This is a genomic window from Methanobacterium sp. (assembly GCA_039666455.1).
Lineage (GTDB): Archaea > Methanobacteriota > Methanobacteria > Methanobacteriales > Methanobacteriaceae > Methanobacterium_D.
On sequence record JAVSLW010000011.1, the window covers coordinates 72,668 to 84,627 of the forward strand.

General features: G+C 34.1%; 12 protein-coding genes. 2 read left to right on the forward strand and 10 right to left on the reverse strand.

Annotated elements, in window-relative coordinates:
* Positions 1-10 precede the first annotated feature (10 nt).
* Both PQ963_03980 and PQ963_03985 read right to left on the reverse strand, forming a co-directional pair.
* Positions 11-1,198, reverse strand: coding sequence for a redox-regulated ATPase YchF (locus PQ963_03980; GenBank protein MEN4028822.1), 1,188 nt, complete (start codon positions 1,196-1,198; stop codon positions 11-13).
* 89 nt (positions 1,199-1,287) lie between these two features.
* A complete protein-coding gene (locus PQ963_03985; protein ID MEN4028823.1) occupies positions 1,288-3,111 on the reverse strand; it encodes a S8 family serine peptidase in 1,824 nt (607 codons plus the stop codon).
* Between the two features lie 436 nt (positions 3,112-3,547).
* On the opposite strand from PQ963_03985, the gene PQ963_03990 reads away from it, so the two are divergent.
* Positions 3,548-4,177 carry a hypothetical protein gene (locus tag PQ963_03990; protein MEN4028824.1) on the forward strand — a complete coding sequence of 210 codons (630 nt, stop codon included), beginning with the start codon at positions 3,548-3,550 and terminating at the stop codon, positions 4,175-4,177.
* A 52-nt stretch (positions 4,178-4,229) separates the two neighbouring features.
* Here the strand turns inward: PQ963_03990 and PQ963_03995 are convergent, their stop codons facing one another.
* From PQ963_03995 to PQ963_04025, 7 genes are all read right to left on the reverse strand, one after another.
* On the reverse strand, positions 4,230-4,556 hold the full coding sequence (locus tag PQ963_03995) for a DUF5400 domain-containing protein (protein ID MEN4028825.1): 327 nt from the start codon (positions 4,554-4,556) through the stop codon (positions 4,230-4,232).
* A 14-nt stretch (positions 4,557-4,570) separates the two neighbouring features.
* Positions 4,571-5,398, reverse strand: coding sequence for a DsrE family protein (locus PQ963_04000; protein MEN4028826.1), 828 nt, complete (start codon positions 5,396-5,398; stop codon positions 4,571-4,573).
* A 14-nt stretch (positions 5,399-5,412) separates the two neighbouring features.
* Positions 5,413-6,099 (reverse strand): DUF169 domain-containing protein, encoded by a 687-nt coding sequence (locus PQ963_04005; protein ID MEN4028827.1) that lies wholly within the window; start codon positions 6,097-6,099, stop codon positions 5,413-5,415.
* A 232-nt stretch (positions 6,100-6,331) separates the two neighbouring features.
* Positions 6,332-7,207 carry a diaminopimelate epimerase gene (gene dapF / locus PQ963_04010; protein ID MEN4028828.1) on the reverse strand — a complete coding sequence of 292 codons (876 nt, stop codon included), beginning with the start codon at positions 7,205-7,207 and terminating at the stop codon, positions 6,332-6,334.
* A gap of 33 nt (positions 7,208-7,240) precedes the next feature.
* Entirely contained in the window at positions 7,241-8,527 is a 1,287-nt protein-coding gene (lysA, locus tag PQ963_04015) for a diaminopimelate decarboxylase (GenBank protein MEN4028829.1), read from the reverse strand.
* Between the two features lie 154 nt (positions 8,528-8,681).
* Positions 8,682-9,356, reverse strand: coding sequence for a DUF2100 domain-containing protein (locus PQ963_04020; GenBank protein ID MEN4028830.1), 675 nt, complete (start codon positions 9,354-9,356; stop codon positions 8,682-8,684).
* A gap of 65 nt (positions 9,357-9,421) precedes the next feature.
* Positions 9,422-10,441, reverse strand: a complete 1,020-nt coding sequence (locus PQ963_04025; GenBank protein ID MEN4028831.1) for a histone deacetylase — start codon at positions 10,439-10,441, stop codon at positions 9,422-9,424.
* 195 nt (positions 10,442-10,636) lie between these two features.
* Between PQ963_04025 and PQ963_04030 the strand changes: the two genes are divergently transcribed.
* Positions 10,637-11,107 (forward strand): HIT family protein, encoded by a 471-nt coding sequence (locus tag PQ963_04030; protein ID MEN4028832.1) that lies wholly within the window; start codon positions 10,637-10,639, stop codon positions 11,105-11,107.
* 188 nt (positions 11,108-11,295) lie between these two features.
* On the opposite strand, the gene PQ963_04035 is transcribed toward PQ963_04030, so the two are convergent.
* Positions 11,296-11,960: prenyltransferase (locus tag PQ963_04035; protein ID MEN4028833.1), on the reverse strand; the 665-nt coding region annotated here is incomplete at its 5' end.

The following is an 11,960-nucleotide window of genomic DNA, read 5'->3' on the forward strand; positions in this document are numbered from 1 at the left end:
ACAGGAGATTTTATCGAGTGATAATACTTATAATATCTCCACTTTTAAGTTCATAATCACTGCTTACTCTTCTGCAGCTTCGAGCGTCCACTGCATGCATGAAACCTTCACCAATATCTGTGTGAATTACATATGCTAAATCCCTTGGTTTTGACTTGCTTTTAATTAAAATAGCATCGGGAAGCACATTTCCTTTTCCATCGCACATTTTATGTTCATCTTCAACAGGATAAACGACAATCATATCCAGAAGATCAAAAATAACCTTATTCAATGCTTTTTGAACCCCTGTACTGCCATATTTATCCAGAACATGTTCTTTAATGTAATTTAGGGCATTTTTCTGTGCATCATTCAATTTTTCCTTGTCGATGACCTTAAAATCACTGCTTCCAGGAATGTAATTAATCAGACCAGCTTCAGTTGCTTTTACAAGGGCTAATTCAGATTCTGCAGATACTGGAATTACATTTCCATACTTTTCGTTTAATCTTTTGATGTTTTCTTCTGCTGTAGGTAGATCTGCCTTGTTAGCAACAATAAGCATTGGTTTAGCTATGTGCAGTAAAACACCTAAAAATTCTTTAAGATCACCATCGTCCCATTTATGATATTCTGCTGGGACTTCTCTTTTTGCCTCTACAATGTCTTCAAGGGAGATTCCTGTTCCGCTCAGCTGGTCGTGGAGTACTCTTGAAAAATCAACCTTTTCTGCAAGGGCTTTTCGAACGAGTTTACTCCAGTTTTTCTTTAATATACCAAAAAGCCACATTATTATCTCATACTCCAGAAATTCCACGTCCTCTGATGGATCATGGGATCCTGAAGCTACAGGCCTTCCTTCTTCATCAGTGGAACCTGAAGCATCAATGATATGAATAAATGCTCTGGACTGCCTTAAATCGTCTAAAAACTTGTTTCCAAGTCCTCGTCCTTCATGAGCTCCAGGTACAAGTCCTGCAACATCAATCAGTTCCACTGGAATCATGCGTACTCCTTCAACACATTTTGAATTTCCAGGATCGCAGTTGATGTCCAGTTCTGCACAGGGACAGTCTGCTGTAACATAAGCAACAGCTTTATTGGCATTTATGGTTGTGAATGGGTAATCTGCAACTTCTATTTTTGATAAAGTTGCTGAATTAAAAAACGATGATTTTCCGACGTTTGGTTTTCCGGTTACAGCGATTTGAAGTATTTTATCACTCTCTCTTTTTTTCTGTTTATCTACTTTTAAACATCATGTTTTTGGAAAATAATAATTACAAAAAAAACAATGAAGCCCGATTATATTAGCTCATATTTCTGGCCGTATCTTGTTTCTTGATAATAAGCCCAGTAATATGTCCATCCATATGTTCTTCTGTAACGGGTCTTATGAGTCCACCTGGTGGTCCACCTAACTCTCCATTTTCCTCTACTAAAAAACCTGATTCTATGCCTTTCCCGGACTCTTACTGTGTATGGTTTACTGTACCCGCCTTTATACCATACCTGATAGGGAACCTGCACCGGGTAACTGTAAGTTACTGACCTGTAAATTAGATAAATTTCTGTGTATATCTGTGATAATGTACCTGAACTGTCAACTGCCATGAATTTAAGGGTTTTAGAAGCATTAAGGATTATAGGATCGGTATAGGCAGTGCTTGATCCTGTAGGGCTGGTTCCATCAAGTGTATAATAAATTTTACCCGGTTTATCTGTTGTTAAACTGATTTTTAATGGATAGTAGTAATATGAACCTCCTTTCAAGTCAGCGTTTACTGTAGGGGGTGAGGTATCATTTATTATGTTTTTTAGAGAGTTAAATGCATTGACTACTCCTCCTGTTAATATTTTGCCTGATAATGAAGTCACTGTATCCACATTGTTTAAAATCGTATATTTAACCTGTAAAGCATTTAAATCTGGCCTAAATGATTTTACAAGGCCTGCAAGACCTGAAACATAAGGTGTGGCCATTGATGTTCCCTGCATGTAACCATATCCTGATCCGGGTAATGTGCTGTATATTGAAGCTCCGGGGGCAGCCACGTCCACTGAGTTTACACCATAATTTGAAAAATAGCAGATATCATCATTTTTATCAATAGCAGCAACTGAGATTATGTTGCCTGAGGTGTAACTTGCAGGATAATTTGGTGAAATGTCTGTGTTTTCACCTGAAACTTCATTTCCAGCTGCACAGACTACGAGGGCAGATGAAAGCTCAATAATATCTTTCAAGGCCCTGGAATATGTGGATCCTCCCCATGAACAGTTTATTATGAACGCACCCATTTTGGTGGCATAGCTAATGGCATCTACTGCATCTGCAATATGTCCATTGCCATCTTTATCAAGGAACTTCAGTGGCATTATTTTAGCGTTCCACATTACTCCTGAAACCCCAATGGTGTTGTTACCACTTGCAGCTATGATTCCAGCTACATGAGTTCCGTGCCCGTATTCGTCAGTGATATTATTATTGTTACTTTCAAAATTCCAGCCGTATACATCATCAATATAACCGTTCCCGTCATCATCAATACCATTACCTGCAATTTCGCCAGTATTAATCCATAAATTGCCTTTAATGTCTGGATGGTTGATATCAAGCCCTGAATCCACAATTGCAATTGTCACTGCAGATGATCCTGTAGTCAAATTCCATGCAGAAGTTGCATTTATCCTGTTAAGGCCCCATTGAAAATTATAATGGGCATCGTTTGGAATAAGCTGGTTTTTATAGATATAATTAGGTTCAGCGTAAATAACATTCTTATTCTGCCTGTATATTCCAAGCGCTTCAGCTAATGGCATTTTTTCAGAGATTTTAACAAGCTGCAATCCTTTTATTTCATTGAATTCTTTTAAAACAATAGAACCTGCCTGTTCGTGAATTTTACCTGTAATTTCATCGATACTGCTATTATTTGAGCTGTTTTCCGTAAACCTGACCAGTATCTCATTTTCCCTGTAATTTGTAGAGTTAGATGAATCACTCAAACTTTGATTTAAAATAAAATTATTTTTTTGGCTGGAATTAGAATCTGCAGCACTAACACAGCTTAAAAGCGTTAATATGGAAATAAAGATCAATATTAATATTGCTGCACATTTTTTCAATTATTTCTCCCTCTTTTATTTTCTTCCTGTTTTTTTTATAGTAAACTTGGTATATAATTATTTCTAAAACAGAGGGACTGTCAGGTTTGGATACGTTTCCCAATTTTTCGGCCATATCATCCCTTTTTTTGGGATGAAAAATTTAGATGGAAAGATTAACTCCAAATCTCTGCAAAAGGTTAAAAACACGATAATACGATTTTTTAAAGGACGTACTAAAGCGAATGTAATACCTGTTTTTTTAAATATTTTAATTTTTTGAACTCTTCTGATTACTCCTTACCAAAACTATAATAATACTTTTTACCATATAATTAATATAAAAATGAAATGGTAGAAACTAAAATGGATATATGGATCATTGAAAAAATAATTTTGATTTATAAATCCTGTCATTTTTGCCAATTTTCTATTATACATAAAATTTGGTGATATTATGGGCAAAATGTTGATAACAAATTTAAAAAGCAAGGATAATTTACAAAAAGCAGTTTTAAAAGCAAATCCTGATGAAATTGTAATTGTATCAAATAAAAAGGCAAAATACGGTGATTTTGAAGTAAAATCAAGATATTTGAAGGTAAAAAATGAGTTTGAAGATGTACTGCATAAGTTGAATGAAATTCTAAAATCAAAGGAAGATATTATTATAATAGTTAAACCAGATAGCATTGGTACTTATATTTTATGGCTTGCAGAACAGTATTCATTAAACCCTGCCTTTATTATAAGTCATGGGGAAATACAACAAATTCCACTAATGAAAGAAACAACCAATCTTGAAAACGATATACTAAAATTAGCTGATTGTCATGGATTTATTGACCAAAAATCTATTAATAAAGAATTTGGAGTTGCTGAAGAAGAAGCTAAGGAATATTTAGAGAAATTTTCAAGGATGGGAATTTTAAAATATTTTAAAACCATGGAACTTGAAATTGGGGACCTGAAAAAGCATCCATATTACGATACAGATCTATTAGAAAAGAAAAAAGATGTTGAAGATTTATATATAGTCACAGACCTTGGAAGAATGGTACTGTACCTGATTTTAACTGGTGAATAAAGATGACTGAAAATTTATGGGTTTTGGAGTTAAAACAGGTTATTTTAAAAATTTAAAGCACTGACGCAACGGTCAGTACGGGAAGCATACCCATAAGTGCTAAATGCGGGGCGTATGCAGGGGATGTCTGGAAGTTATACTTAAGCACAGCCCATGTCTGTGTAAACGCCGTAATAGCTGCAATTAACTGCAATGCGGCGGCTGCATAAATGACCAGAATATTACCTGTTGCAATGCCTGCAAGCGTAACTATAAGTGCAAATATCATTGCACCGAAATGGGGCGCTAAACGCATCCCAGACATTCTAAATGTTATAAAACCGCTTGCAATACCGCTAAAGAGTATTGCAAGAATTATTGTTTGATATATAATCTGCATTTTTTCACCTCTTCTTAAAAGTTCACAACCGCGTATGCTGGATCACTCAGCAATGTAACGTAGGTAGCAGCACCTGCCATTTTGGTCCCATCTACCAGATCTGCTTGTTTCATACCTCTAAACTCTGCACTGAGTTCGCACACATAGACTTGAACACCATTATCAATGACTTCTTTCATGAGTTTATCCAGTTTGTCGAAAGCGGGATGTTTTACAGTTGCTGCATTGCCTTTTTTTGCTATGCTTACTCCATCCATTAGAAGGAATACAGTTACCATTTTACCCATACTGAGAGCAGCTTTTGAGAATATAAATGTAGCGTAGGCTCGTTCTGCATTTCCTATACCATTACTTTGCACTACAAGCACTTTATCACGGTTAACTGCTGCAGCAACTTCAACTTTTTTCTCAGTCTTTTCTATTACAACGTAGCTTTTATCTCCTTCAGTGCCTTGATCTATCACTTTTCCGCTCATTTGTGGAGTGGAGATAGCAATGTCCTCAATAGCCTCACAGCTTTTACTTGTAACCTTTATACGGTCCCCAACAGCCATAGAGCTAAGACGGTCTCCTACCAGTATGATGGGTCCAGGGCAGGTTTCTCCTGTGACATCTAATTCTTCTATTTCTATCTCTGATTTTATCATTCTAACCACAACTACTGAATTTTTGTTTTCTATTTCATATGTAAGCCCATATTTCTTTGCAATGCTTTTAAACCCTTCTTCTGCACCTGCACTTAGCATTATAATGATTCCATCTTCAGCGCCGTTTTTTATGATATTTTCAGCAAGTATTGCAGAGTTAGGCGCTTTGATTCCTAGAGCTTTAATTGATTTCATAACTTTGTTTCTCCTTAAAGTTCTCCCCACTTTTCTTTGAATGTTTCAAGTGCGTCTACTATTTCAGCCAGGTTCTTAGGGGGTATGCCCATTATAACTTCTTCATCAGCTATTTCTGCGTATTTACGGGAACCACTGCACCCAAGAGTCATGTTTGGCACTCCACGCTCGGCTACTGCGACTACAGCATCAGCACAAAGTGATTGAATACCTGAATAATCACTGGAAATTCTACCTCCTTTTGCTCTTAGATATGCCTGAGAAACTCTTAAAGCCTGTTTGGGAGTAAGTAAGATAACTATTACATCTGGTTCAAATTTTGCAGATTCTAATGGTGAATATATGGAAGCATAATATTTTTCTTCTAATTTTGGCACTGCATTTACAGTTTCTAAGGCGCCTTCAGTAGTTTCATAGTTTCCTAATTGATGGTACATTTTACCGCTTGCAACGCTTTCAGGTAATGGTTCAATTCCCATTACGCCAGCTCCACCTTTGCAAAGGTGTTCTTGAGCAGTAGCATAACCTTTTTTACCTTCGAGTCTTGTATCCTGGATAAATTCACAATGTCTTTTCTTTTTAGACATTTTCGGGTAGCTCTTTGGTATTTCATCGGCAGATTTTATGAGTTTTACTGCTACAGGACTTCCTTTTAGTCCTAAAAGCTTATTTAATTCTTTTACCATTTCTTCATAGACCATGTTAATCCTCCATTGAGTAGAATGTTTAAGATAAATAATTTATACTGTATAGTATAACTATATCATTATAATTTATAATATATAAACCTTATTATTTCAAACAAAAAGCAGTTATTTAAATTTAACGTGCTGGCTATTTATAAAAAATTAAAAATAAAATTGTTTTATAAGAGTTAATTTATACCATATAATATAAAAAAAGTATGGAATCAACTGAAAAATATCATCAAAATTAAGGGTCAATTCCAATGATACCATCAAAAACTAAAACTGCATCTCCTTCCATAAAGCCTCCAAGTTTTCCATTGTTTTCATAAACCTCGATTTTAAGATCTCCTCCTGGAAGATGAACTAAAACTTCGTTGTCAAGCTTGGAAAGCTTAAATCCTGAAAGAACACATGAAGTGGCTCCAGTGCCGCATGCAAGGGTAATACCTGCTCCTCTTTCCCATGTAATCATATTTATTTCGTTTTTATTTAATATTTCAACGAAATGAACGTTGATCTTTTGTGGAAAAGCTTCATGGGTTTCAATTACAGGACCAATTTCATTTAAATGCACGTCATTGAGGTTATCAGTAAATATAACTGCATGTGGATTTCCAACACTTACAGCAGTCATTTTAATCGGGTTTTCTTCCACAACTAATTCCTCGTCTAAAAATTCTTCTTTTTCACTTATCATAGGAATAGAGGATGTTTTAAAGGTTGCAGTGCCCATATCTACTTTTGAAGATGCTACTTTTCCATTTCGAATGGTTAAATCAACTACTTTAACCCCGCCAAGTGTTTCGACATTGAGCCTTCCTTTTTTAAGTATTCCTTTATCATATACAAACTTGGAAAAACATCTTATCCCATTTCCACACATCTCAGCTTCAGAACCATCCAAATTAAAGATTCTAAATCTTATATCCGAGTCGCTGGATGTGGAAGGGCAGACAAATATTACTCCATCAGCACCAATTGAAAAACCTCGCTTGCAAAGCTTTCTGGAAATTTCTGGCTTTTTATCTTCTGAAATTATTTCTTTGTGTGTTTCATCAATTACAATGTAATCGTTTCCAAGTCCGTGCATCTTTGAAAATTTAATTTTGTTTAAACTCATATTAATCCTCATTATCATATGATAATTTGCGCTTTATTTTAAAAGCCTTACAGGCACGTTTTGTTTGGCAAGAACATCAGCAAAAGTCTCTCTTTCCCTTACAATTTCACTTTCACCATTATTTACAAGAACTTCAGCGGTTTTTGGGCGTGAATTGTACTTTGATGACATTGAAAACGCATATGCGCCTGCATTCAAGATTGCAAGAACATCACCTTCTTCAATTTCAGGTAATAGTCTATCTCTTGCAAATAAATCTCCTGATTCGCACACATTTCCAGCAATATCTATATTTTGAACGTTTTCTGCATTTGGTTTATTTGCAACTACAATGTGATGATATGATCCATACATTGCAGGTCTTAAAAGCGTGTTGAAACCTGCATCGACTCCTGCAAATTTTCTGTAGCTTTGTTTTATTGTATTTACTTTTGTAAGGAGTATTGAAGCATCTCCAACGATGTATCGACCAGGTTCGATACACATTATAGGTTTTCCAAGCTTATACTCATTTAATTTATCTTTAAAGAGCCCAGTAATCTCTTTTGAGAAGATTTCTATGTCCAGTTTTGGTTCGTCTGGATGGTATGGAATTCCAAGACCGCCACCAAAGTCTATAAATTCAAAATTAACTCCTGTTTCTTTATGTACTCTTCCTGCAACGTCCATCAGGGTTTCAACTGCAAGCATGAATGGTTCAGGATCAAGTATTCCTGATCCTATGTGGGTGTGAATTCCAACTGGTGTAAATCCAAGATCTTTTGCCATACTGTAAACATCAGCGGCTTCTTCTTCCATTATACCAAATTTAGATAGTTCTCCACCAGTTATACAGTGTTCATGGTGTCCAGCACCGACTTTTGGGTTTACCCGGAATGAAATTTTAACTGCATCAGGACTACAGAGCTTTGTAAGTCTATAAAGTGCTGAAACTGAATCTAAGTTAATTATAACATCAGATTCTACTGCAAACTTAAGTTCCTGGTCAGTGACATTGTTTCCAGTATAAATAATCCTTTCAGACTCAAAGCCGGCAAGAAGTGCTGTGTAGATTTCTCCAGGAGATACTGCATCAATACAGCTTCCTTCTTGCTCTAATATTCGCATTACCGCCAGGTTTGTATTAGCTTTACAGGCATAAAATATTTTAAAGTTCTTGTATTGGCTGGAAAATGCATTATAAAGCCTTCTGTAATTATCTCTTATTTTCATTTCGTCTATAACATAAAGGGGAGTATCATATTTTTCTGTAAGTTCTATAGCATCTGCTCCGCCGATGCTTAAATTTCCTTTTTCATTTGTCGTCAAATCAAGTTGCATCAAAGTCCTCCAAAATCAGATGAATTTTGTTTACATCCAAAAAGAAGTAAATATTAAATTTTTTCTATTTATAATATAAAAATTTTACATATTAAATTAAAGAAATTGAAAACCTAATTTAATTTTATTGAATTTTTTGAAATATGCATAGAAATCAGGAAATAATTTCTTTGAATTTTTCACCTGTAATGTCTTTTAAATTATCTAAAAAGACCACTTCTGCATTGTAAATTTCTTTTGAACGTTTACCAAGAGTTTCACTAGCTTTATCAGATTCAACTATTACTAAAATCCTTTTTAAATTTAAATTATCAATTTTTCTTTGAATATCATTTTTAACGTGTTCTATTTTCTTTGAAACACCTGCAAGTGCAGCTTCTGGAATTTTAGGATTTAATATTTTCATGTCGCTGACTTCAAGAGGCACGCCTGCAACAACGATTCTTTGAGGGTCAGCTCCAAATTTTACAAAAACTTTTTTAAAGCTGTTTTTACTTGTTAAAATTAAAATATTTTCTGAAAGCTTTTTTATTTCTTCTTCTACACTTTCTTTTTCAATAACCCCGAAATCAGCCAGTATGTCGTCCAACTTACTCCTTACACTTAAAATTTTGCTGCAGAATTGTTTGGATTCTTCTTCATTTAATTGATGTGATGGTCTGCTGGAGTAGATGAACTCTTCAGCTTCAATTAATTCATGCAATGACTTTCCAAAAATATCAGTGTTAATAATACCTCTTTGAGGAGTTTTTAGCTTTTGAACTACTGCTTTTCTCTTTCCTGCCTCTTCTATTAATTGCTGAGCTTGTCGTAGCCTTAATTTTTCCATAAAAATCACCTTAATTTCACTGGTTTTTACTTTAATAAATCATTTAAAATGGAGGATTTTGTAATTCAAAGATCATGAAATGGTGAAAAAATGTCTTTTATATTATTTAATGTGGTCTGGTTACTGTCTTTAATGCTTAATTTATGGTTAGAGTAGTCTGTATTGTTTATATTATTTAATGCATTTATCATTTTAACATTGCACCTTGAAAGAACATTTAAGTTGTATCCTCCCTCTAAAACTAAAGCCATGTGACCAGCAATACTTTTCATTTTGTAGATTATGTATTCATAAAAATCATCATCAAGACTTAAACTTGAAAGAGGGTCATCAGCATGTCCATCGAAACCAACATCCAAAAAATAGAAATCTGCATTAAATTTAGATGCAACTGGCTCAAGAATCTCTTCCAGCATATAAATATAATCGTCTGTAGTTGATCCCGCAGACATGGGAATATTTAAATTATAGCCTTTGCCCTCATCGGCCCCTATTTCTTCTACAAAACCTGTTCCTGGAAATAATGTTCTTGGATCCTGGTGAATGGATATATAAAGCACATCTGGGTCATTATAAAATATATCTGATGTTCCATTTCCAAAATGAACGTCAAAATCAAAAATAAGAAATTTTTTTACGCCATGTTCATGTCTTAAGTATTCTAATGCTATTGCTAAATTATTGAAAATACAAAATCCCATGGATCTACTGCCTGTGGCATGATGTCCTGGTGGGCGTGCAATAGAATAAGCACTTTCTGATTCATTAAATACAATTTCTGCTGCCTTAATTGCTCCACCAGCAGCAATTTTGGCGGTTTCATAACTTTTTGGAGCAGCAAATGTATCATAATCTATATACCCTCCACCAGCTTCACAAAATTTTTTAATTGATTCAACATGGTGTTTTGTGTGAACCCTTAAAATTTCATCCTCAGATGCGGTTTTAGGAGTTTTAATATTTATTTTATCCCAGATACCTTCATTTTGCAGTGAATTAACTATTGTATTTAATCTTTCTTGGTTTTCAGGGTGATTACCAGTATTATGTTGCCTGTATTTATCAGAATAGACCAGTGCAGTCATTAAAACACCATTAAATTTTAATAAATTTATAAGTAAACTATATATTTTAAAAATAAATAGTTTCTTATTGAATTTGAGATGTTCAACATGTCCATTTAATTCCATGCTATCTGCATTTATATTCAAATACCTGTAACACAAAAAAGAAAAATAGATTTCATTTATAGATCATATTGCAGAATAGGGATGATAAAAATGAAATCAGAATATCTTGAAAAATTAAAGGGTCACGATTATGGTGATTTAATATTAGAAACAAAAAAATGGTTTATTTTACTTGCACCAGATCAAAAAAATCTTGGAACATGTGTTATAGCTTTAAAAAGGTCTGAAGGAGATTTAGCAGGATTAAATAGGGGGGAATGGAATGAATTCAGTAAAATTGTTAAATGTTTGCAATTTGCACTTAAAAAATCATTTAATCCAACAATGTTTAATTGGGGCTGCCTTATGAATTCATCTTACCTTAAAAAACCTCCTAATCCACATGTGCACTGGCACTTCATACCAAGATATCAGGATAAAGTTGAATTTGAAGGTTTACTTTTTGAAGATCCATGCTTTGGGTTCAGTACAATGAAATCCCGTGAAAAAGTCCGTAAAATCCATGAAAAAGTGCGTCTAAAAATTATTAATAAAATAAGGCAGAATTTTAAATTATACTGAACTTCACGGGCTTCAAGTGCTAATTAATCAATTTTTCTAACTGAAGCTTTATTTTCATTCATTAAAAAGTAATGCAAACACTGCTACCAAACAGACAGATGCATAAATAATAAAAGCAGTATTCAGGTTTTTTAAAAGCACTGGATGATAGTATTTCAACTTAATGGATGCAAACTACCCAGAAGTGTTTAAAGGAGTAAATATACAAAATAGGAGTTAATAATTATTGCAAATACGAATAATGAGGATAAATTTCTGTTTACAAGGTTTATGGCCTCAATTCTATCTTCTGACCTTTTTATATAGCTTAATATAGCTAAACTCAATGGAATTATTGAAATTAAAAAAATTAAAAAGAAATTAATGGTTTTGGAGTACCAGCCGGTAACTGAAATTAATAACAATGATAAACTGCCTAAAACTGCAGAAAACAGCATTAATTTAAACCCGGTTTTACGCCCTTTCCTTACTATTAATGTTCTTTTATTTCCAAGTTTATCCCCTTCTAAATCCGGGATCTGGACTGCAATAATAAACAAAAATTGGTAAATCATCAAGGGTATGGAGAATATAACGAATGGAAGATTTATTGTTCCTATGATGCTGAAATAACCCATACCAGGCATTATGAAGCCAGTTAATACTGTTGCTATTTCGGAAGCTCCATTGTAAGACAGTCTTATGGGGGGTGCAGCATAAAACCAGCCTAATAAATTTCCAGATATGACAAACAGAATGAAAGAGTAAGGAAAAGAATAAATAAATGTAAATATCATTGCTAAAAAAATAGATGTTATCATTGCTCCAATTCCAATTAATTTAGCATAAATCTTTAATTCAGGATTTTGAACCA